Raw genomic sequence first — 20,855 nt, forward strand, 5'->3', positions numbered from 1 at the left:
ACATGAAGCGTACACGCAACATCCTCGGCGTCGCTGTCTTCCTGCTGGTCGTACTCATCGGCGTGCCCTGGCTGATCGAGGCGACGGGTCGGCTCGACCTCTACTACACGCTGACTTCGGTCGCGCTGCTCAGCATCGCCAGCGCCGGGGTGTGGGTGACTTTCTACATCGGCCGCATCAATATCGGCCAGGGTGCCTTCGCGCTTATGGGCGGCTATGTTTCGGCCATCCTTGTCGTCCAGTATGGTGTGTCGTTCTGGCTGACACTGCCGCTGGCTGGGCTATTCTGCGCCGCTGCAAGCGTGCTGATCGGGCTGCCCATCCTCAGGCTTCGCGGCGTCTATTTCGCCATGGTCACGCTGGTTTTGACCGAAGTGGCGCGGCTGCTCGCACTGGCACTGCCGATCACCAACGGAGCCAAGGGCATGGTCAGCATTCCGCTCCCCGGCGGCATCTCGATATTCGGGCTGACCATCCTTCCGGATTTCGCGACGCTCGCCAATCCGCGTCCCGCCTTCTATCTGGTGTCGGTTGTGCTGATGGTGCTGTGCTTTGCAGCGCTCTACCGCCTAGTCCATTCGCGCATCGGCAAACTCTGCCAGTCGTTGCAGCAGAACGAGGAACTGGCCTCCTCGATCGGCGTCAATATCGCCTATCTGCGCGTCATCGCCTACGCCATCTCCTCGTTCCTCGGCGGTCTCGGCGGCGCGATGTTCGTCGCCATCTCTCAGTCGATCTATCCGTCCAGCTTCACCGTCACCGACTCGGTGAACTTCATGCTGAACTGCTTCCTCGGCGGGCTCAGCTACGTCTTCGGGCCGATGATCGGCACCTTCGTGCTCTATTTCGGCTGGGATTTCCTGTTCGAGACCGGCGAGTTCCAGTTGCTGATCTTCTCGTCGGTGCTGATCGCGCTGATGCTGTTCCTTCCCAACGGCCTGCTCAGCCTCCGGCTGTTCGGCAAGAAGCAGGGCTAGGACCATGACTGACCTTCTCCAGATCAAGGCAGTGACCAAACGCTTCGGCGGGCTGGTCGCGGTCAACAATGTTTCCTTCGCGGTCCGCGAACGCGAGATCCTTTCCGTCATCGGCCCCAACGGCGCCGGCAAATCGACGCTGTTCAAGCTGATTTCCTCTTTTCTCAATCCGACCTCGGGCGAAGTGCTGTTCCGGGGAGAGCGGATTTCAGGCCTGGCGCCGCATATCGTCGCCCGGAAGGGCGTCGTGCGCACGTTCCAGGAGACGACGATCTTCAAGGGCATGACGGTGCGCGACAATGTCATAATCGCGCATCACCTGCGTTCCAATGCCAGCCTTGCCGGCTTCTATCTCGGCACGAATACCGCACGGCGCGACGAAGATGAATTCGGCCGCTCGGCCGACGAGATCATCGACTTCCTCGGTCTCGGCGCGCAACGGCATGAGATCGCCAGCACGCTGCCGCACGGCCATCTGCGCGCGCTCGGGATTGCCATCGGGCTCGCCACGAACCCGACCGTCCTTCTGCTCGACGAGCCCTTCGCTGGCATGAACCATGACGAAACCGTGCGCGCGGTGGAGATGGTGCGCGGCGTGCGGAAGCGCGGCGTGACTGTCCTGCTGGTCGAGCACGATATGCCCGCCGTCATGAACATTTCCGACCGAATCGTCGTCCTGAACTTCGGTGTGAAAATCGCCGAGGGAACGCCGAAGGAAATCCAGGAGAACGAAAAGGTCATCGAGGCCTACCTCGGCGCCGAAGATGAGACGATCGGATTTTAGCCATGAGCGAACTGCTGAAAGTCTCCGACGTCGAACTCTACTACGACCATGTCTATGCACTGAAGGGTGTGTCGCTCAACGTCAACGAGGGCGAGACCGTCGCGCTAATCGGCGCGAACGGCGCGGGCAAATCTTCGATCCTGCGCGCCATCACCGGCCTGAAGAAGGTCCGCAGCGGCGAGATTCATTTCCAGGGCCACCGCATCGACGGAACGCGCCCTGACGAGCTGGTCAGGATGGGCATCGCCATGGTGCCGGAGGGTCGGCGCGTCTTTTCCTACATGACGGTGCGCGACAATCTGATGATGGGCGCCTTCACCCGCATCGACAAGGCCGAAATCGCAAGGACGCTGGACATGGTGCTCGGGCGCTTCCCGCGCCTGAAGGAACGCTATTCCCAGACGGCGGGTACGATGAGCGGCGGCGAACAGCAGATGCTGGTGATCGGGCGGGCGCTGATGGCCAAACCGAAGCTTCTGCTGCTCGATGAACCCTCGCTCGGCGTCGCGCCGAAGCTCGTTCAGGACATCGCCCGCTCCATCGTGGCGATCAATCGCGACGAAAAGGTCAGTGTTCTCTTGGTCGAGCAGAATTCGCGCATGGCGCTGCGCATCTCGCAGCGCGCCTACGCACTGACGACCGGAAAGATCGCGCTGGCCGGACATTCGGCTGAGCTGCTTGGCGACGACCGGGTCAAGAAACTCTATCTCGGCGGCGAAATATGAAAGCGCAAATGGACGTACTCGTCGTCAATCCCAACACCACCGCGTCCATGACCGAAAAGATCGGCGAGGCGGCGCGCCGCGCGGCTTCGGCCGGCACCAGGATCATCGCCGTCAATCCGAAGGACGGGCCGCCGAGCGTCGAAGGCTATTTCGACGAGGTCTTCGCCATCCCGGGAATGATCGGCGAGATCCAGAGACATCCGGCGGCGAGCGCCTGCGTCATCGCCTGCTTCGACGACACCGGCCTCGACGCAGTACGCTGCGTCGGCGAGATGCCGGTGGTCGGCATCGGCGAAGCGGCGTTTCACATGGCGAGCCTGATTGCCGGCAAGTTCAGCGTGGTGACGACGCTGTCGCGTTCGGTGCCGGCGATCGAGCACAATCTGGTGCGCTACGGCCTCGCCAGCCGCTGCGCCAGGGTGCGGGCAAGCGACGTTCCCGTTCTGGAGCTCGAAGTGCCCGGCTCCAACGCCCGCCATCGAATTTCGGAGGAGATCGAGCGCGCCATCCGCGACGACCGGGCCGAAGCGATTGTGCTGGGATGCGCCGGCATGGCCGACCTCGCCGCCGCGCTCAGCCGCGAACATAGCCTTCCCGTGCTCGACGGCGTCGCCTGCGCAGTAAAACTCTGCGAGAGCCTCGTCGGCCTTGGCCTGTCGACCTCAAAGCGCGGCGGCTACCAGGTTCCACTCGAAAAATCCTTCGCCGGAATCTTTGCGCCCTTTTCGCCCTCCGGCCGTCTATCCTGATGCGTGCAAAATTGTTGACATTCCCACACAGGATGTTCGATGTGCGGCCGGAAACGCGGTGTTCGTGCCGCTATGCGATCCGGCCGCCGGGACAATGAGACGATGGACCTGCTTGGGCCAAAGCCACGGGATGGCGATAAGCCGACGATGCGCTGGTTTCCGGTCTATGCCGGCCTGCGCGACGCCATCGTCAGCCACCGCCTCGCACCGGGCACAAAACTACCCGAGGACGAACTCGCCTCGATCTATTCGGTGAGCCGCGCGGTGATACGCGCGGCGCTGCAGGCGCTGTCGCATGACCGCTTGGCTCGGCTCGAGCCGAACCGCGGCGCGTTCGTCGCCCAGCCGACCAAGCAGGAAGCGCGCGAGGTCTTCGAGGCGCGGGCGCTGATCGAGCCCAAGGTCGCGGCGCTTGCCGCCGAAGTGGCAAAGCCGGCCGAGATCGCGCAACTGCGGCTTCATCTCGAAAAAGAGCACGAGGCCCTGCATGCCGGCCGCGACAGCGACGCCATCATGCTGTCGGCAAAATTCCATGTCGGCATAGCCGAAATCGCCGGCCATTCTATCCTGACCGCTTTCGTCAAAGACCTGCTGTCGCGGTCGTCGCTGATCATCGCGCTCTACTGGCGCCGCCGCGACACCACCTGCGAAAGCCACGCCCATCACGCCCTCGTCGATGCCATCGAAAAGCACGACGCACAAAACGCGTCCGACCTGATGCGAAGCCATCTCGTCGAACTTCTGTCGGGCCTTGATCTGTCACTTGGCGAGAAGAAGCCCGAGAGCCTGTCGGACATCTTGCGCTGATCTGCGCTGTCAAACTCTTCGCCAAGCTTCGCATTGCAGATGTCGTCGCGATGCTGGACGAATATCGGATCACCCGCAACCGACACCGGCCAACGAAGCTCGCGCGTAAGTGGCCGCTCTCAAAGGTAGTTAAGCCGAAGTGCCATACTTGATCGCCCCCGATTGGGCGCTCACGGCGAAGCCAGGATGCACGTCACCCCGCAATCCTGACCTGGCGCCTACCCCTGAAACGTCCCAATGCGACATTTCTACTTGCCAGCAACGCGACATTCGAACTTGGTTGCAACATGATCCCCGGTTGATTGGCGATCCTGCTCCCGGTCCACCGGGTTCCGAAACGGCACTATCGCCATCTTGGGACGTTCAATGCAGGGAACTTCGCGATCCGACCCTTCTCGGACCTTCCCTGAATGCAAGATCACGGGCAGGTTCTGACCCTCATTCCCGACCTTGACAGCCAAGTGCAATATGCGCCAGTTGCGTCTTCGGTCGTTGCAAGCCGTTGACACGATATGATTCAGCATTGTTGGGCGGTAGCCCGAGGATTGAATCCGATATTCGCCTTGCTGGAATGTCTAATGCGACTCCGTCATGATCTTTCCGGCCCTGTCGAGCGACGCTGCCAAAGCCGGTGACGCCAATGCAGGTGACGAGGTCAGGCTAGATCAGTGCAGCAGATCCGCCCGGCGACTTTTCTTTTTGCGGCCCGAGCCCTGCGGGACATGGGCGACGGCTTCGTGGCCGTTCTGTTGCCGGTCTATCTCCTCGCATTAGGCTTCGCGCCTCTGCAGGTCGGCATCATTGCAACCGCATCGCTGCTCGGTTCAGCGCTCTTGACCATCGCCGTCGGACTCCTTGGTGCCCGACACGATCACCGCCAACTCCTGCTTACCGCCGCCAGTCTGATGGTCGCCACGGGTGTGGCCTTTGCTGTCGTCCACGACTACGCGCTGCTTTTGGTGATCGCCTTCGCAGGCACCATCAACCCGTCGGCCGGCAGCGTCAGCGTATTCGTGCCCTTAGAGCATGCCGTGCTCACACGCGAAGTCACCGACGCCGCGCGGACCAAGATGTTCGCGCGCTACAGCCTTGTGGGTGCGCTCGCAGCCGCGGTTGGCGCGCTCGCTTCGGCGACACCTGATCTTCTGGCTCCAGCCGGCCTCGATCAACTCACCGGCATCAAGGCGATGTTCGTGCTCTATGCGTTGCTGGGCCTGCTCGGCGGTCTCCTTTACGCGCAGATCCCGCAGCGCCGTCCAACGTCGGACTCCGGCAGCACGTCCGCGCTTGGCCCCTCGCGGAATATCGTTTTCACGCTTGCGGCCCTTTTTAGCCTTGATGCCTTTGCCGGCGGCTTCCTCGTCCAGTCGCTGCTTGCCCTGTGGCTTTTCGAAAAATTCGACCTGTCGCTTTCGGAAGCGGGCTTTTTCTTCTTCTGGTCCGGCATCCTTTCGGCGTTCTCATTCCCCGTTGCCGCCTGGCTGTCGCGGCACATCGGACTCATCAAAACGATGGTGTTCACACACATTCCGTCCAGCATCGCCCTGATGCTGGCGGCGCTTGCGCCGACGCTCCCTCTGGCGCTCGCCCTGCTGCTGATCCGTGCCGCGCTTTCGCAGATGGACGTCCCGACGCGCTCATCTTACGTCATGGCGGTCGTCACGGAGGCGGAGCGGGCAGCCGCCGCGAGCTTCACATCGGTACCGCGCAGTTTGGCTGCCGCAGCCAGTCCCGCCCTGGCGGGCGTTCTGTTCGCTGCCTCGTTCCGGGCATGGCCCCTCCTGATCTGCGGCGCACTCAAAATCATTTATGATCTGCTGCTGCTGATGCAGTTCCAGAACGTCAAGCCGCCAGAGGAACGCTGATATTTGAGTTGCTTGACCGGGAGGGGTCAATCGGGAAGGCAAATATTGGAAAGGTCGTTGATCACTTCGGCTCTGACTCCGGACTTGTCGAATGCCTAATGTGACCCGACATCCTCGACCCGATGCCTGCAGACCATCACCCGCCAGCGCAGCAGACAACGAAAGTCTCCGCTGGGCTCTGCCGATCAGGCAGGCCGTGCTTTGTAGAAGCGGCACCAACCATCGGGGCTGATTTCACCCGCGATAATCTCGGATGCATTCGGCTTCAGGAAATGGGAGCACCCGGCGCAGCGGCGACCTTTGTTTGGAACATCCTAATAAAGCGCCACAGGCTTTGGGGTTGTTTCGGCGCCGCGCCGCAGGCTGACCTGTCATGCAGGAAGCAAGCCCACCTGCACCTGCAATCGCCCGCGCCGGTCATCGACACCTTAAGAAGTTTCCGGCGAGACAGCGCTTGGCCTGTTGTGCCGACCCGCAATTACCTCACCACGATCTTCTTTAATGATCTTTCCTCCCAATCGAACCCAAAGAAGCGCCGAGTGCTGATCAGATCGATTGAGGTACTCGATCAGATCACTCTTTTCCTGATCGGTCAGAGCAAGGCCGAGATAGCCGTCATAGTGCTCCTTCTGCGCAAGACGTCGATCGGTTCCACTCCTCCTGCCAGGGGCCGATCAAGTTTAAGGACCCGACGTCTCCACCCGGCTCCAGGTCTATTTCTATAAAACCGTGCGTCACCGTCCTGCTTCCTTGATCCCTTGCCTTCCCTTACAATCCCTTCCGGATACAGAGGAGTTCCGCCATGAGCGAAGACGCCGTCAACATGTCGATCCGCAAGTTCCTGAAGGAAGTCGGCGTCACCTCTCAGCGCAAGATCGAGGAGACGGTGCGCGAAGGGCAAATCGGCGGCAAGAAGCTGAAGGTCCGCATGACGCTGACGGCGGAAGGCACCGGCCTTAACCACGTGGTGGACGGCGAGATCGAACTTCCATAAGCCGGGCGAAGCGACCTAGCGAGACGGCCGAGGCGGCCGAAAGCGTCGAGACGGATCAGCGGTTGGAATGGCGTCTGGCCGGGTGGATGTAGTACCGCTCACCCCACGCTCTTGCGACTCTAACGGAACGCGAAACACCGATCCTTTCCAGTCGTTGGTTCAACGAATCTATGGAGGCGCCCGACGAGGATATGCGGTTGTCGAGGAACCGGGCCGACGTGTCGTCGCGGAGGAACTTGATCGGAACGGCGATGTGCTATTCCTGGGTTGACGCGGCGGCGTTCGCCCGCCGCGCCGTTACGTGAAGCGGCCGGGCGACCGTCTCCAACGCCGGTTGCCCGTTTGAAACTCGAGCGCGGCCGCAGCATCGATTTGATCTGTCGCCGGCGCGCAGCGTCTCCAGCGCCTCCAATTTGCCGTGCAACCATTTCCAAGGCTGGCAGGCTAATTTCGATGGGGCGCACCTCGTCCACTCTGGCGCCCGATCCCATATCGCGTTGCCCAACGACGAATGGTCCTGTCATCGCGGCCAGCATAGTCGGCGGCTGATTTGATATCCCGCACTTCATCGGGCCGCATCAGGATGGATCGAGGGGGGCGCCTTGTTTCTGGCGCTGTTTTGACAGGGAGCGCGTTGGTTATTCGGCCCATCGCGCCTGTCGCGGCTGCAAAGACGGCCGGACCATATTGGCAGCGCTCATCACTGATAGAGGAACGGCGGCACCCCGCTCGCCCGATATCAGGGAACGATATCGCCCCCCATGTATTAGAAACTGATGGACACTATGGAACCCCACGGCCACGGGATAGCGGCCGATATTTTGACATCGGAAGTTGCCATTGCCAGGCAGCGCATCCATCGGACCGAGCTCGCGCTTCAACGCACTGAAGAAATGCTGGCCAAGAATCTCGCGCTGCGCAGCAGGATACGAGCTGCGGTCGAGGCCGCAGACCGCTTGGTGAAGATCGATCCCCCCAGCTTTGAACGGCGTCGCCCAGGTTGAACTGGGCCGGCGCTTCATTCGTCGCGCCCCACCGGCCACCGGCGCCACCACTCAAGCACCGCGGCAACCATGTCCACAGACGGCGAGCGCGGTTCATCGTGGGCGGACTGGTGCTCGGCCAGGAACCGATCGTCGTCCATGCGGCCGATGGCTTCAGCGACGTGGGCCAGCGATTGGTCGATCCAGGCCGCGGCGGAGCGATCGGTCGACGTCATGCCGACGGCTCGGTGTCGGGGATGCTCGGGGCGGCAGTGGGTAGTGGTACACTCGCCGGAAAGGTCGGCAATTGGCGCGTTGTGCCGGTTCGGAACCGGGTGGACCTGGGGAGAATCGTCAATCAACCTTGGGTCTGTTCCACTTCTCCGAAGCTGACGTTCGCGGTGCGGCCCGGAATGCCACCGAACCTGCCGACATCATAGCCACGCCTCGAGTAGAGGCTTCGTCTCGAGCACCTCGGCACGGTTCCGTTCGCGCGATAGAAGCAGCGGTTGGCGATTGAGCAGCATGGAATCGCCGAATTCATGCGCGCGGTATCGATACGCGGTGAAGGCTGCGGAGGCCTTAGCGAGCAGAGCATCATCGGCAAAGGCGCGCAGGAGCTCGAAATGGCTTTCGCCGGGCTGGTGGACGCCTGTGAGAATCGCATCGACCACGCGAAGCCGCGTGCCCCGCGCGATGCGCCCTGTCGCAATGCCATTTCCGGCACGCACATTGCCGCCGGGATTGGCGGCTGCTTCAAGTGCGCGCACTACGCTTGTGCCGATCGCAATGATGCGGCTGCCGCGCAGCTTCGCCCGCGCGACCTGCGCCGCGGTGCGCCCAGGGATGCGGTATGGCTCGTCGAAGGGAAGGCGCGAGTCGAGCGCGGGATCGCCGGTGGAAGACACGCCCGCAGCATGCGTGAGTGTTGCAAAGCCAACGTCGTGCCGACGCCAGGCTTGGAGCGTGCGCCAGTCGAGCGCGAAGCCTGCCGACGGCGCCTCGAACGCGACCGGCCCGGCGGCAATCTTCGTCCAAACATCCCACAGTGCCAACGGCTGGGGAACATGCGCGTATTGGATCGGCCGGCCGTGCTGCGCCAGTCCTGCAAGCACCGCTGCGCGGTTGCCTGGGAAGTGCAACTCGAGAAGGCGTGGATGGTCGAGAAGGCGCTCGACGACGGCGTCAAGCGAGCCGAGCCGGAGGCGATCGCCTGGTGACAGCGGAGGTGGAGGCAGCCGGTCTTCCGTGCGCGTGCGGTGATCGCCCGAGCCGAAGGCAATCGCCACGAAACGGGTTGGATCGGGAAGTGACAGCCAGCCCGCCAGGCGGATCTCGATCGCCTCACCGCTTGGGACATGCGTGCCGTGCAAGCTGGCAGGCAAGGTCGCGGCGTCATTGGCGACGACCTGATCGCCGGGACCGAATAGCGTCGCGATTCCAGCGCGCGGCAGGTCGCGCATCGTGCCGTCCGCCTCGACGACCAACAGCCTGGCTGCGCGCCGATCGGAACGATCGGCGGCAATCATGCGCATGCCCCGGCGTGAAGCGTAGCGCGGACCTGTAACGCGTCGATCATCTTTTCGATGATCTCGGCAGCAGCCAGTTCGGGGCGTTTCAATGTAGACGGATCGGCGTCAGGAAGCGCTAGCGCGTGCAGCGGGGTGTCCATGTCGCCAGGGTCGGGTGCGAGGAGCCGTATGCCGTCGGCTTTCGCCTCCTCCTCCCAAATCGCCGTCAGATGGGCAAGAGCGGCCTTGCTCGCCCCATACGCGCCCCAGCCGGGATAGGCGTTCACCGCCGCGTCGCTGGAGATGTTGATCACCATCGCGCCACGGCCCTCGCGTGCGGACGCGGCAAGCGCACCGAACAGGGCCTTCGTCAGCCGGAACGCGCCGACCAGGTTGACCGCGAGCGCCACTTCCAGCTCCTCGCACTCAGTATCGGCGAGGAGCGCCAGAGGGACAGGGCCGAGGCTCGAGGCATTGTTGATCAGGACGTCGAGCCCGCCGAGGCTGGCAGTGACCTGTAGTGCGATCGAGTAGGTGTCCTCCTTCTTGCCGACGTCGCCGACAATGCCGTGCGCGCCCGTCTCGTCAGCGATGCGTTCGACATTCGCGGCGGTGCGAGCGACGAAGGCCACGCACGCACCCTGCACGGTCAGCTGCCGCACAAGCGCCATTCCGAGCCCGGAGGTGCCGCCCGTGACCGCCACGCGAAGTCCTTGAAGATCAATATTCGACTGCATTGCCGGTGCTCCTTCAAGCTTTATGGCCCTTGCTACAAGTTCAAGTTAACTTGAAGTCAAGCGGGAATCGTGCTTTCGTTCATGCATGGATTCCATGCTGACCATCACCGACGTGTCGCGGCGCAGCGGCGTCGCCTCATCGGCCCTGCGCTTCTACGAGGAGCGCGGGCTGATCGCGTCCGAGCGGGCCGGCTCGGGACACAGACGCTATCCGCGATCCGTGCTGCGCCGGATCGCCTTCATCGTCTTCGCGCAGCGAATTGGGCTGACGCTTGAGGAGATCGGCGCCGAGCTCGCCAAGTTGCCAGCCGATCGCGTGCCGTCGCGTCGGGATTGGTCGCGGTTGTCGGGCCAGTGGACTAAGCGCATCGACCAGCGCATCGCCGAGTTGCAGCGCCTGAGGTCCGGGCTTACCGAGTGCATCGGTTGCGGCTGTCTGTCGATCGACCGGTGTAGCCTTGCGAACCCTGCCGATATGGCAGGACGCAAGGGGCCGGGGCCGAGGTATTGGCTGGGGTGAGTTGGCAGGCAAGTGCGAGACGCTGCTGCCCTGTAACGTTCAGCGGGATATTGTTCGTCGCTGACTTTCTCCATCCACTCGACGGCCTTGCCATCAAGTGCTTGCGTCGTCCTGTCAGACGGTCGTTCCTTCTAAAAACGCGGCTGCATTTCAGCGGGCCAAGCGAAATAAGGAAATACGTCGAACCGCTCCGGGTGCGGCAGTCATCAACCTCTTCAGTCCCGCCCGAAACGTTTGAGTATTGGAGCCGTTGCGCGTTGGCACAGGCTGATCGGATTGATCGGCGGTTGGGGAACCTTTCCAATCGTTGGTTGATCGCCCGAACGGTACTGCATTCGGTACCGCATGACCCATGACCCAAGGCTTTACGTTAAGTATCCGAATTTCTCAGCTTTTTCGGCGCAGTTCGTCCCATCCATCATCGTCCCGACTCGCAATTTCGAGTTCGTGGTTGCTCGATCTCGATTTGCTGTCAGGCCGCTTGCCGACGATAGCAAAAGAACGCCTCTTCGATAGTGGGTCTTGCGATGTAGCGGTCTCCCGCTACCAAGAATTTCTCAAGTAAACTTGACAATCGGCTAGCCCTTAAAGCTGGCCGATTGTGTTTCGCGCCATGTTGCAAGCAGCCACCGGTGATTTGCAAGGATTTCCTGCGACACTCGCAAATCCACGCGACACGCGCGCGACATGGATTGACCTCTTCAGGAACCGGCTTCGAACCTGGCCCTGGCAGCTTGGTTCCTTTCGTTATGCTTGCCACCGAGGCCGCGCGAGCGAACTTGCTGACACGTGGCTACTGGTGCCCAAACTGCCGAAATCAGTCTTGGGGAAAGACCACTACCAGGAGCGATTTGGTACGCATTTCTAGACCAGAACCGTGGAAAGCAAGTCTGCATTTAGACATGTCGGTACGAATCTGTACCTAAGCTCCGATCTGACGCTGAAAAATGGGTTCACCATTGCTTCGCAAGGATCTGAGGAGGATACGATCGCTTGCTGATCGTTAGGGCGCAAGCGGCTGAGAAATGGCTGAGGTGTGCTCGTGCTCTTGCTCCAAAACGGAGGCTGTGGGCATGGCTCAGCTTCAGCAATCGATCCTTCGCAACCGTCTGCTGGCTTCGTTGTCGCCTGACGACTTTGTCCTGGTGCAGCCGCACCTGGAGGCGGTGTCGTTTGGACTGCGCGAACATCTGTTCAGAGCCGATCAAAGGATCACCCATGTCACCTTCCCCGAATATGGGGTTGCCTCAATCGTCGCCGACACCGGGGAAGGACGGTTCGAGGTCGGCATGGTGGGATCGGAGGGCCTGGTGGGTGCCCCCATCGTGCTCGGCGTGGACCGTTCGCCGCACACCTGCCTGGTCCAGGTCGCAGGCGAAGCATTCCGCATTGGGGCGGGCGAGCTACAGGCCGCTATGGACCATAGCCCCGCGCTGCGCGCGCTCCTTCTGCGTTTCGTGCATACCTTCATCGTGCAGGTCAGTCAGACGGCCTATGCCAACGCCGGCTACTCCGTCGAGGAGCGGCTCGCGCGCTGGCTTCTCATGACGCACGACCGGCTAGAGCAGGACGACATGCCCATCACCCACGAATTCATGAGCATTATGCTGGGCGCGCGTCGTCCGGGCGTGACACTTGCAGTGCAGATGCTGGAGGGCGCCGGTGCGATCAGGGCCACGCGTGGTCGCGTCGGGATGAGGGATCGAGCGAAGCTGGAACAGATCGCCGGCCAGTCCTACGGCTCGCCGAGAGGGAATACTCCAACGTATTCCAGTTCCCGATCAAGCGAGAGAGAGATGAGTGGCGGACTTGCGTTACTTCATGAACATTCGTTACCGCGGTCGGCTGATACCCGATCACGAAGGTGACGAACTGGCAAACGTGGAGGATCTGCGCGAGCATGCGCTCGCCACCGCGCACGATCTCGTCTTCCGAACCCGCATGGACAGCCTCTACGACTCGTCCCTCTCATCGCGCAAATTAGACACAACGCGGCGGTTCTGCGACCTGCAGGCGGTGTCCGGGCAGTCGCGGACGAGCCTGTCCTTGCCGTAGCCCTTGGCCCACATGCGGTTGCGGTCTATGCCGCCGGCGGCGAGGTAGTCCATCACCGCATCGGCGCGCTGCTGCGACAGCGCCATTTCACTTGCGCCGGGATCGTCGGCGAAACCCTGCAGCTTGAGCAGCCAGCGCGGATGCTTTGTTAACCAGGCGATCTGGGTGTCGAGGGTGGCCTTGGCGACAGAATCGAGCGCGGCCGAACCTTGCGTGAAATAGGTGCGGCGGCCGACATTGAGGATAAAATCCTCCTCGCTACCCGGCTGCACGTTCTGGAAGCCGGCAACCTCGGTGTTGGTAATGTCAGGCGTGGAAGGGGCGAGCGTGTTGCTGGTCGAGCAGGATGCGACCAGCATCAGCAGGCCGGCAGCGAGCAGCCGGCGCGTGTTTTCAATCATACGGTTCATGAGGCGCCAATCATTCGACAGTGGTGGAAGCGGGCGCCTGGTCGGCGATGTGCGGCAGGACCTGCACCGCGGTGCCGATCGGGCAGCGCTGGTAGAGGTCGATGATGTCTTCCGGGAACATGCGGATGCAGCCGCTGGAAGCGTCGGTGCCGATGCTCCATGGCTCAAGCGTGCCATGCAGGCGGTAGCCGGTGTCAGCGCCGTCGCGGTGCAGATAGAGCGCGCGCGGCCCGAGCGGATTGTTGGACGCGCCGCCTGCGATCATGGGCGGTAGTTCCGGCCTGCGCTTACGCATTTCGGGGGGCGGGACCCAATCCGGCCACAGCGCGCGGCGGTCGATCGTCGCGCGGCCGTACCATTTGAAGCCGTCCTTACCGACGCCGACGCCGTAGCGGATGGCGGTCTTGTTTTCCATGATGACGTAGAGGAAATGGTGGCGGGTATCGACCACGACGGTGCCGACCGGCTCGCTGCTGAAATACTTGACGATCTGGCGATGCCATCTCTTGTCGATCTTGGCGAAGTTGGTCTTGCGATAGACAAAATTGTTGTCGCTGGCGGTACCCGCGAAAAAGGATTTTGCCGCCGCGGCTTGAGCAATATTGCTGGTTGCACCCACCGCGACCAGCGCCAGGCCGCCGAGCACGACACCCCTGCGTGACAAAACCATCGGCAATATCCCCCATGCCAAAAGCCTAGCTCAACCATAGTTGAGAATTACTTCGCCTCAAAGTGGAAAATGCCGCGTTGCTGCAGTCCGCCGGAAGCGGACTGGCGGGCGGTGAACAGATGCCATTCCAGCACTCCGCTGTACGCGCCCGCCGGTGCCGCAACGAAGCTGCGCCGAGTTAGCCTTGAGCACGAATGTGCATGACGGAGACGAGCCAAATCCCGTCGTCGACTTTGGTGATTCCGAGCCTCTGGCCGGCGAGCGTTGCGCTCGAAGCAGAGCGGTCGCGCTATTCTGCCAGCCTCCTGCATAGCCGCATTCCGTCGCGATCGACTGCATCGCTCTCAGAAGGCGCCCGGCGGCGGAAACGGCTAAAACGCCTGCTTTTTCGCCGGCAGCTCAGCCGCTTTCCGTCGAAGGGTGAACCCGTTGCCTAGTCCGAAATGGTTACTTGCGCTGCAGCTAATGTAGTCACATTCTTGGGCAGTCGGAAGCCGCATGGATCGGCCAGGCGCGAGTAATCTCTTCGCCGGCGTCTCAAGGCAGTCGACCACACGTTTGCGGTGCTCTAAGGGGGAATCAATGAGATTGGCGATTATTTGTGCGGCAATGGTGATTGCCGTATCCACCGCCGCCGTTGCGCACGAGAAAAAGAGGCTGGTCAACACAGCGTCGGCCTGCGCCGACCTGTCGCGCAGCACGATCAAGAAAACCAGGGAAACAAAGCTGGATCGCAGTTCAACCGGAACTGTCTCCAGCGGGATTTCGAAAGACAAATCGGAGCCGCGCCTGGGCTATGAAATGGTTAATCCTGCAATCATATCTATCTATTAGCTGCGGAAAAGCAGGCAAGTCTATCGGCGTCCAGGCTACGCAGGCTTGATCCTGCGGGACAGAAGTTGCCACTGCCTGCGCTCAATGTTTGATGCGGTCGCGCAGTGCGTACCAAAGCATGCCGAGCACGTGGAGCGGGCCGCTCAGCGCCGTGCCGCCGGGGAACGGCAGCGTCGACAGGATCACCCCTTGCCCGAATAGCCATGCGCAAAATAGACCTCGCCGTAGCGGCCGACATGCGGCAGGCGCGGTGTCGTCAACTGGCATTTGCATCGAGTCGCAGCCGAATGAAGTCATATCGGGCGTGGCGCTGTAGCCGAAGGCTGAGGTCGGAATCAGAAAGGCACCTGCGCTCAACGGCCATTCGCCCGGCGGACCCGCCAGATGACATTACCGACGTCGTCGGCGACGAGCAGTGCGCCAGTCTGATCGATAGCTACGCCGACCGGACGGCCCATCGCCTCGCCATTACGCCCGATGAAGCCAGTGAGCACATCTTTCGGAGGGCCGCTCGGTTTGCCACCACGGAACGGCACGAAGATCACCTTGTAGCCGCTATGCACGCTTCTATTCCACGAGCCGTGCTGGCCGACGAAGGCGCCGTTGCCGTAGGCCGGACCGAGCCGGGCGCCTTTGGAGAAGGTCAGTCCCAGCGAGGCGGTATGAGAGCCCAGGGCGTAGTCGGGCTTGACCGCCGTCGCCACGAGATCGGGGCGCTGCGGCTTGGCGCGTTCGTCGACGTTCTGTCCGTAGTAGCTGTAGGGCCAGCCATAGAAGGCGCCGTCACGAACCGAGGTCATGTAATCCGGCACGAGGTCGTCGCCGATCTCGTCACGCTCGTTCACGGCGACCCAAAGCTCGCCAGTTTCAGGATTCCAGGAGAGCCCGTTCGGGTTGCGCAGGCCCGAGGCGAAGACCCGAGTACGACGGCTCGACCGATCCACTTCAAGGACAGCGGCGCGGTTCTTCTCCGCGGCTATGCCGTTTTCTCCAACGTTGCTGTTGGAACCAACGGTGACATAGAGCTTGCGTCCATCCGGACTTGCGATCACGTCCTTGGTCCAATGATGGTTGAGGTCCCCGGCCGGCAAGTCGATGATCTTTTCCGGCGACGTGCTGACTCGGGTCTGGCCGTTGGAGTAGGGGAAAGCGACGAGTGCGTCGGTATTCGCGACAAAGAGCTTGCCTTTGGACAGCGTCATGCCGAACGGCGAATTGAGGCCTTCCGCGAACGTCGTTCGCACATCCGCAATGCCGTCGCCATCAGTGTCGCGCAGGAGCGTGATGCGGTTGGCGCTTTTGGTTGCGGCGCCGGCCCGCTTCATAGCCAGGTCCATGAAGACCTTTCTAAGACTGAAGCCTTCGTCATGCTTGGCAGGGGCATTGGTCTCAGCAACCAGCACGTCGCCGTTCGGAAGCACATGCAGCCAGCGCGGATGGTCGAGGCCGGTAGAGAAGGCGTTCACTGCCAGCCCCTTCGCCGGGGTCGGCATACCTCCTTTCTGCCAGCCTTTCGCCTCGGCGATGTTAACAGTCGGGATCAGCGTCGGTCTTGGTTTCGGTAAAGTGGGGTTGGGGCCATAGCCGATTATTGCCTCGGCTTTTTGCGCCGGAATGCCAGCGCAGCTCGCCATGACGGCTCCCAACACCGCTACGAGTACGCTTCCTCGGAAGCCGGCATGCATCGGAAGTCCTCCGCATGGATTTGCGTCGTGCTCTTTGTGTAAACGGAAATCAGTGGCTTATTCTTCCAATTGCTTCGAAACAGCGGCGCGTGATCCGAGGGCCAGGAATTCGCGACAGATCTGCTCTCGGTAGAAATATGGCGCGAGGAGATTGTGGCAACCGCCCGAATATCTGTCGCGCGATATGAATCTCACATTCGTATCGCGCGAAATCGATACGGCTTGCGCTTTTCGGTATCGAGTTGCTCATGGGCCAACATGCGTTGGAATGGAACGAGACCGTGAACGGCGGGACCCACAATGACCCACCGATTGCACTGGCTGGTGAAACAGCTGTTGTCGCTGCTTAGCAAGGCGCTGCAAATCTGCTAAAGTCTGCGGTGGGAGGAGACGGATATCCAATCGCTGCCGATAGCACATCCAAGTGTAGCGAAGGCGAGACCCGACGCATCACTCCCGCTCGCCTATTCTCTCGCGACGCTCTGCTGGCTCCTGTCGGCCGGCGTCTATATCGCCGCCAAGTGGGTTGCCCCCGAGATGCCGCCTTGGGCACTCTGCTTCTGGCGGCTGACGCTTGCCTGCGCGATCCTGCTGCCTATCGTCCATCGTCATCACGGGGCGATGCTCGTGCTGATCCAATCCCGGGTGATCGAGGTGCTGGTCATCGGCGCCATCGGGCTAACCTTGTGTCAGGGCATGATCTACACGGGCCTCAACTACACCAACGCGACAACCGCCGGCATCATCATGGCGCTGTCGCCGATCATGACGATGGTGCTTGCCCGCTTCGTGCTCGGCGAGCCCCTCGGTGTCTGGAAAGCGCTTGGAGCGCTGGTCGCTCTGGCCGGGATGGTGGTGATCGTGGCGCGCGGCGACCTTGCCGCGCTGATGCAGCTGCAATTCAATCCCGGCGAGTTGTGGATCGTCGGCAGCGCCTTTTGCTGGGGCCTTTACACCGTGCTGCTGCGTCGCGCCAAATTCGCTATCGAGCTTCTGCCGATGGTGGTCCTGCTGCTGGGAGCCGGCGCGCTGGCCGCACTGCCCCTTTATCTCTGGGAACTGTTTTCCGGGGATCGTTCGGCGCTGCATGCGAACGGCCTGCTGGCCCTCGCCTATGTTGCTGGCCCGGGCGGCGCCCTGATGTACTATCTCTACAACCGTAGCGTCGAGACGCTTGGCGCCGGGCGCGCCAGCATGCTGCTCTATCTGCAGACCGCCTTCGTCGCCGTTCTCGCTTATCTGTTCCTCGGCGAAAGCTTGCACGACTACGATCTCGCCGGCGCCGCCCTCATCATCGCCGGCCTGCTGCTCGCCACCGCGATCAAGCCGAGGCAGCGCACGGTGCGTGTCGCGTAGTGAACCTCAGCACCGCCGCTTCGGCCAGTAACTCGTAAGTCTTTGACAGTCTTTTCGGCCGGTGCGGCCCATGACATTGAAGGCGGCGCGTGTTGGATCGCGATAACATCTTCTCTGCGGAAATACCGCCATGGCCGCGTCGAGCGGTGATCAATGCCGTTCAGCCATCATGCCAAAGGGAGACGGCTCTCGTGCCCGCCCATCCTCGAGCTCGAGCATCGAATCGAAATAAGTCTTCCAGCGCGTATCGTGGGTCACAACGCAGATCGCGACATTGCGGCTGTCCGCCAGATGCCTAAAAACCTTCATCACCATCTCCGCCCGTGTACCATCCAGTGCGGCGGTAGGTTCGTCGGCTAGAATAACGGTGGGATCGTTTGCCAAGGCCCTGGCGATTGAAACGCGCTGCTGTTCGCCGCCGGAAAGTTGGGAAGGATAATTGGAGCCGCGATGTTCGATGCCCAACGCGGCGAGAAGCCGGCTGGCTCGCGCCTGCGCCTGCTGGCGACCGACATCGTTGACCTGCATGGCGATGGCAATGTTTTCGGCGGCCGTGAGAAAGGGGATCAGGTTCGCTTTCTGGAACACAAACCCAAGATGGGTCCGCCTGAAGGCTCGTAGCTCGTTGAGCTTCGCACCGGGACGCGAAATCACCTTGCCGTCGAACAGGACCTCTCCCGTGGTCGGTGTCTCCAGCAGACCGGCGATCATCAGCAGCGTCGTCTTGCCGGAGCCGCTGGGCCCGACGATGCCGGTAACACTGCCGGGGCTCAAGGTCAGCGAACCTGCCGCCAACGCGGTGACCGGCGAGCCGCCGCTCTCGTAGACCTTGCTGGCATTCCGAACCTCCAGCGTGGCGAGGCGGCGCTTCGACATCAGGCCAACACTTCCTGGGCACGGACCGCGAGCGCGCGACGAATCGCAAACCAGCTGGCCGCAAGGCTGAGTGCCATCAGCACGAACGACAACACGCCAAGATCGGATTCGGTCATCAGCACAGTTCTCGGAAATCTCGGATAGATCGTAAACGAGATGGCTATGGCCAGAACGAGGCTGCAAAAGCCGATCAGCCCCGCCTGCTGCGCAATCATGCCGATGATCACCCGGTCACGGGCGCCGATCAGCTTCAGAAGTGCTATCTGCGCGACCTTCTCGATTGTCATCGTATAGATGGTCAGTGCTATGACGGCGCAGCAGATCAGCAGCGTCATCGTCGTGAAAGCCAGGATCTGGACGCGGAGCTTGCCGAGGCGGCCGTCCAGTAGAAGCGTTTCCTGGTCCTGCTGCGTGAGGACCTCGACGTCGCCCCAGCGTTTGATCGAGTCACGCACGACCTCCTTGTCAGCGCCCGGGAGAGTTTCGACGATGACCGCAGCGACACTTCCGGTCTCGTCGCCGAGACCCATGCGCGTCTTGCCCTTGGCCGCACGGTTGAGGAGGATCGCCTCGCTGGGCAGCAGTCGGTTGATGACCTGCGCGTCCGGGATGGTGACGAACAACAATCCGTCGCCACCCATGTCGACCTGCCCGGACGACACGCCGACAATCGTATAGCTATCTCGTCCAAGCCGGATCTCGTCACCCACAACCAGGCCTAAAGTCTTGTCGGCTATGGCCTCGTAGCGATTTGATTGGAAGTACCGGCCGGCGATCAACGGTATCCAGCTGCCACTGTCGCTTGGATAGTCCACACCAGTGACGGACATTCGCAGCGGAAGCCCGTCAATTTCGAACTGCTGGTTGTATTGGATGAACCGGCGCGTTGCCGCCACACCGGCCACACCGGCCACGCGGCGATCGAGATTGGCCGGTACGGCGGAGGATTCGGCGAACGGTCCGGACTTTCCCCCTTCGACGACCCAGAGGTCGGCACCAATGCCGTCGATCACGATCAAGGCTTCGTAGACGATGCCGCGATACATGCCCAGCATGCCGATCGTCGCCGCCATCAGCAGGCCGACGCCGAAAACGGTCAGGATGAACCTCAGCAGGTTATGCCTGATATCTTTGACCGCGAGATTCACCTGCTCAATGCCTGGAGGTTAACCGCTTGGTACTGGAAGCGGCCTGTCGGACTGAGCACGACATCACCGACCTTTAGGCCGCGCGTGATCTCGATATCGGTGCCGCTGGAGTAGCCCAGCGAAACAGGAGCCCAATAGGCCCGCCCGTCATGTGCAATCCAAAGACCCACCCGTCCCTGGTTTCTCGCCAGGAATCGCTGTGGCACCGCGATGCCCGGTGACGGCGATTCCGCTTGGATGGTGACGCTTGCACGCTGACCCACAGCCCAGTTCGCCGGCACCTCGCGCAATTTAAGATCGACCGTGAACTCGCGCGTCTCTTGATCGACCTGCCGGCCGATCCGCGCAATGGAAGCAGCGTAGGGCCGTTGCGGATCCGATGAGAAGGTGACTTTGGCTACTTGCCCCGGCCGAAGCGACCCCATCGCGGATTCGTCGAAGCGCGCCATGACCAGCAATGACGTCGGGTCGACGATCTGCATCAGTTCGACGCCCGGAGAAAGCAGGTCTCCCACCGTGCGGCTGCGGGAAACCACCACCCCATTGACAGGCGAGCGTATCGAGGTTTCGCCGAAACGGCTCCGTATCTGCTCGACCTCGGCGGAGGCGGCCGCGGCCTGGGCCTTTGCGCGCTCGATGCTAGCGGTCGCTCGCGCCAATGCGGCCTCGGCTTGCTTCTGGGTGCCTTCGAAGAGGTCGAACTCGGCCTGAGAAATCGATTTGCTGGCGAGCAGGCTCTTCCTGCGATCCAGATCTGCCTTTGCAGTACGGGCGGCGATAACCAGCCGGTCACGCTCCAATTCGGCCTCGCGCACGCTCTCCGCCGCGGCCCGGTCGTTGGCGACCGCTGCGGCAAGCTGATACTCGATTTCAGTCGCGTTTAGCGTGGCGAGGATATCGCCGGTCTTTACCTCGTCATTCCGGTCGACGCGAACGTCGGCCAGGAATGCCTGGATCCTTGCCGTCACGACGACCTGGTTGGTTGCACCAAGGAGGCCGGGTCCGGCGATTTCACGCGCGATCAGCCTTCGCTGGGCGACATAGGACTCCACCTGAGCAGGCCAGATATACCAACCAGAAAAGAGCCCGACTGCCGCCAGAACGGCAAACAAGATTAAGATGAAGCGAATCACGTGCCTTTTACCTGCACCGGCTTCCACCGGCCCCGC

Annotated in this window: 22 protein-coding genes and 2 pseudogenes; 14 read left to right on the forward strand and 10 right to left on the reverse strand. The window is 61.8% G+C overall.

The annotated features are described in order from the left end of the window. Positions 1 to 2 precede the first annotated feature (2 nt). From NKJ84_RS09525 to NKJ84_RS09560, 9 genes and pseudogenes are all read left to right on the forward strand, one after another. Positions 3 to 977 carry a branched-chain amino acid ABC transporter permease gene (locus NKJ84_RS09525; protein WP_352506249.1) on the forward strand — a complete coding sequence of 325 codons (975 nt, stop codon included), beginning with the start codon at positions 3 to 5 and terminating at the stop codon, positions 975 to 977. A gap of 4 nt (positions 978 to 981) precedes the next feature. Continuing rightward, positions 982 to 1,761, forward strand: a complete 780-nt coding sequence (locus tag NKJ84_RS09530) for an ABC transporter ATP-binding protein (protein ID WP_352478402.1) — start codon at positions 982 to 984, stop codon at positions 1,759 to 1,761. Between the two features lie 2 nt (positions 1,762 to 1,763). Next, positions 1,764 to 2,486 carry an ABC transporter ATP-binding protein gene (locus tag NKJ84_RS09535; protein WP_352478401.1) on the forward strand — a complete coding sequence of 241 codons (723 nt, stop codon included), beginning with the start codon at positions 1,764 to 1,766 and terminating at the stop codon, positions 2,484 to 2,486. Between the two features lie 8 nt (positions 2,487 to 2,494). Then, positions 2,495 to 3,235: an aspartate/glutamate racemase family protein gene (locus tag NKJ84_RS09540; protein ID WP_352506250.1), complete on the forward strand. Its 741-nt coding sequence runs from the start codon at positions 2,495 to 2,497 to the stop codon at positions 3,233 to 3,235. A 102-nt stretch (positions 3,236 to 3,337) separates the two neighbouring features. Then, positions 3,338 to 4,042 carry a GntR family transcriptional regulator gene (locus tag NKJ84_RS09545; protein ID WP_352506251.1) on the forward strand — a complete coding sequence of 235 codons (705 nt, stop codon included), beginning with the start codon at positions 3,338 to 3,340 and terminating at the stop codon, positions 4,040 to 4,042. 722 nt (positions 4,043 to 4,764) lie between these two features. After that, positions 4,765 to 5,907 carry an MFS transporter gene (locus NKJ84_RS09550; protein WP_352506395.1) on the forward strand — a complete coding sequence of 381 codons (1,143 nt, stop codon included), beginning with the start codon at positions 4,765 to 4,767 and terminating at the stop codon, positions 5,905 to 5,907. A gap of 802 nt (positions 5,908 to 6,709) precedes the next feature. Then, positions 6,710 to 6,901: a DUF6494 family protein gene (locus NKJ84_RS09555; RefSeq protein ID WP_023679340.1), complete on the forward strand. Its 192-nt coding sequence runs from the start codon at positions 6,710 to 6,712 to the stop codon at positions 6,899 to 6,901. Positions 6,902 to 7,079: 178 nt separating this feature from the next. Then, a pseudogene (locus NKJ84_RS33220) lies at positions 7,080 to 7,200 on the forward strand (AAA family ATPase); the annotation flags it as partial. Between the two features lie 486 nt (positions 7,201 to 7,686). Further along, the gene (locus tag NKJ84_RS09560) at positions 7,687 to 7,905 is read left to right on the forward strand and encodes a hypothetical protein (RefSeq protein ID WP_352506252.1); all 219 of its coding nucleotides are present in this window, start codon (positions 7,687 to 7,689) and stop codon (positions 7,903 to 7,905) included. 14 nt (positions 7,906 to 7,919) lie between these two features. On the opposite strand, the gene NKJ84_RS09565 is transcribed toward NKJ84_RS09560, so the two are convergent. The 3 genes from NKJ84_RS09565 to NKJ84_RS09575 all read right to left on the reverse strand — a co-directional run bounded on the left by NKJ84_RS09565 (position 7,920) and on the right by NKJ84_RS09575 (position 10,132). Next, complete coding sequence (locus NKJ84_RS09565) at positions 7,920 to 8,120, reverse strand: hypothetical protein (RefSeq protein WP_352478394.1); 201 nt, start codon at positions 8,118 to 8,120, stop codon at positions 7,920 to 7,922. Positions 8,121 to 8,318: 198 nt separating this feature from the next. Continuing rightward, positions 8,319 to 9,413 carry an S-adenosylmethionine:tRNA ribosyltransferase-isomerase gene (locus NKJ84_RS09570; protein WP_352478392.1) on the reverse strand — a complete coding sequence of 365 codons (1,095 nt, stop codon included), beginning with the start codon at positions 9,411 to 9,413 and terminating at the stop codon, positions 8,319 to 8,321. Beyond that, positions 9,410 to 10,132, reverse strand: a complete 723-nt coding sequence (locus tag NKJ84_RS09575; protein ID WP_352506253.1) for an SDR family NAD(P)-dependent oxidoreductase — start codon at positions 10,130 to 10,132, stop codon at positions 9,410 to 9,412. Before NKJ84_RS09575 ends, NKJ84_RS09570 begins: the two co-directional genes overlap by 4 nt. Before the next feature lie 85 nt (positions 10,133 to 10,217). Between NKJ84_RS09575 and soxR the strand changes: the two genes are divergently transcribed. From soxR to NKJ84_RS33225, 3 genes are all read left to right on the forward strand, one after another. Further along, a complete protein-coding gene (gene soxR, locus NKJ84_RS09580; protein ID WP_127862987.1) occupies positions 10,218 to 10,652 on the forward strand; it encodes a redox-sensitive transcriptional activator SoxR in 435 nt (144 codons plus the stop codon). Positions 10,653 to 11,725: 1,073 nt separating this feature from the next. Next, positions 11,726 to 12,520: a Crp/Fnr family transcriptional regulator gene (locus NKJ84_RS09585; protein WP_352506254.1), complete on the forward strand. Its 795-nt coding sequence runs from the start codon at positions 11,726 to 11,728 to the stop codon at positions 12,518 to 12,520. After that, positions 12,474 to 12,707 carry a DUF6894 family protein gene (locus tag NKJ84_RS33225; protein WP_502894195.1) on the forward strand — a complete coding sequence of 78 codons (234 nt, stop codon included), beginning with the start codon at positions 12,474 to 12,476 and terminating at the stop codon, positions 12,705 to 12,707. The genes NKJ84_RS09585 and NKJ84_RS33225 overlap by 47 nt, the downstream gene beginning before the upstream one ends. On the opposite strand, the gene NKJ84_RS09590 is transcribed toward NKJ84_RS33225, so the two are convergent. Both NKJ84_RS09590 and NKJ84_RS09595 read right to left on the reverse strand, forming a co-directional pair. After that, positions 12,605 to 13,117, reverse strand: coding sequence for an OmpA family protein (locus tag NKJ84_RS09590; protein WP_352478386.1), 513 nt, complete (start codon positions 13,115 to 13,117; stop codon positions 12,605 to 12,607). The genes NKJ84_RS33225 and NKJ84_RS09590 overlap by 103 nt on opposite strands. A gap of 10 nt (positions 13,118 to 13,127) precedes the next feature. Next, on the reverse strand, positions 13,128 to 13,787 hold the full coding sequence (locus NKJ84_RS09595) for a L,D-transpeptidase (protein ID WP_254817044.1): 660 nt from the start codon (positions 13,785 to 13,787) through the stop codon (positions 13,128 to 13,130). Between the two features lie 582 nt (positions 13,788 to 14,369). Here NKJ84_RS09595 and NKJ84_RS09600 point away from each other — a divergent pair. Further along, a complete protein-coding gene (locus NKJ84_RS09600; protein ID WP_352506255.1) occupies positions 14,370 to 14,621 on the forward strand; it encodes a hypothetical protein in 252 nt (83 codons plus the stop codon). An 81-nt stretch (positions 14,622 to 14,702) separates the two neighbouring features. On the opposite strand, the pseudogene NKJ84_RS09605 reads toward NKJ84_RS09600, so the two are convergent. Both NKJ84_RS09605 and NKJ84_RS09610 read right to left on the reverse strand, forming a co-directional pair. Further along, positions 14,703 to 14,881, reverse strand: a pseudogene (locus NKJ84_RS09605) (FAD-dependent oxidoreductase); the annotation flags it as partial. 93 nt (positions 14,882 to 14,974) lie between these two features. Beyond that, positions 14,975 to 16,306 carry a PQQ-dependent sugar dehydrogenase gene (locus tag NKJ84_RS09610; protein WP_352506256.1) on the reverse strand — a complete coding sequence of 444 codons (1,332 nt, stop codon included), beginning with the start codon at positions 16,304 to 16,306 and terminating at the stop codon, positions 14,975 to 14,977. Positions 16,307 to 16,702: 396 nt separating this feature from the next. On the opposite strand from NKJ84_RS09610, the gene NKJ84_RS09615 reads away from it, so the two are divergent. After that, on the forward strand, positions 16,703 to 17,662 hold the full coding sequence (locus tag NKJ84_RS09615; RefSeq protein WP_352506396.1) for a DMT family transporter: 960 nt from the start codon (positions 16,703 to 16,705) through the stop codon (positions 17,660 to 17,662). Between the two features lie 150 nt (positions 17,663 to 17,812). Here NKJ84_RS09615 and NKJ84_RS09620 read toward each other — a convergent pair whose 3' ends face one another. The 3 genes from NKJ84_RS09620 to NKJ84_RS09630 are packed head-to-tail and all read right to left on the reverse strand — an operon-like array spanning position 17,813 to position 20,819. Beyond that, the gene (locus NKJ84_RS09620; RefSeq protein WP_352478380.1) at positions 17,813 to 18,538 is read right to left on the reverse strand and encodes an ABC transporter ATP-binding protein; all 726 of its coding nucleotides are present in this window, start codon (positions 18,536 to 18,538) and stop codon (positions 17,813 to 17,815) included. Further along, positions 18,538 to 19,686 (reverse strand): ABC transporter permease, encoded by a 1,149-nt coding sequence (locus tag NKJ84_RS09625; RefSeq protein ID WP_352506257.1) that lies wholly within the window; start codon positions 19,684 to 19,686, stop codon positions 18,538 to 18,540. The genes NKJ84_RS09620 and NKJ84_RS09625 overlap by 1 nt, the downstream gene beginning before the upstream one ends. After that, positions 19,683 to 20,819 carry an efflux RND transporter periplasmic adaptor subunit gene (locus tag NKJ84_RS09630; RefSeq protein WP_352478377.1) on the reverse strand — a complete coding sequence of 379 codons (1,137 nt, stop codon included), beginning with the start codon at positions 20,817 to 20,819 and terminating at the stop codon, positions 19,683 to 19,685. Before NKJ84_RS09630 ends, NKJ84_RS09625 begins: the two co-directional genes overlap by 4 nt. Between the last annotated feature and the right edge of the window lie 36 nt (positions 20,820 to 20,855).

The organism is Mesorhizobium sp. M0048 (assembly GCF_040323405.1).
In the GTDB taxonomy this organism is placed as follows: domain Bacteria; phylum Pseudomonadota; class Alphaproteobacteria; order Rhizobiales; family Rhizobiaceae; genus Mesorhizobium.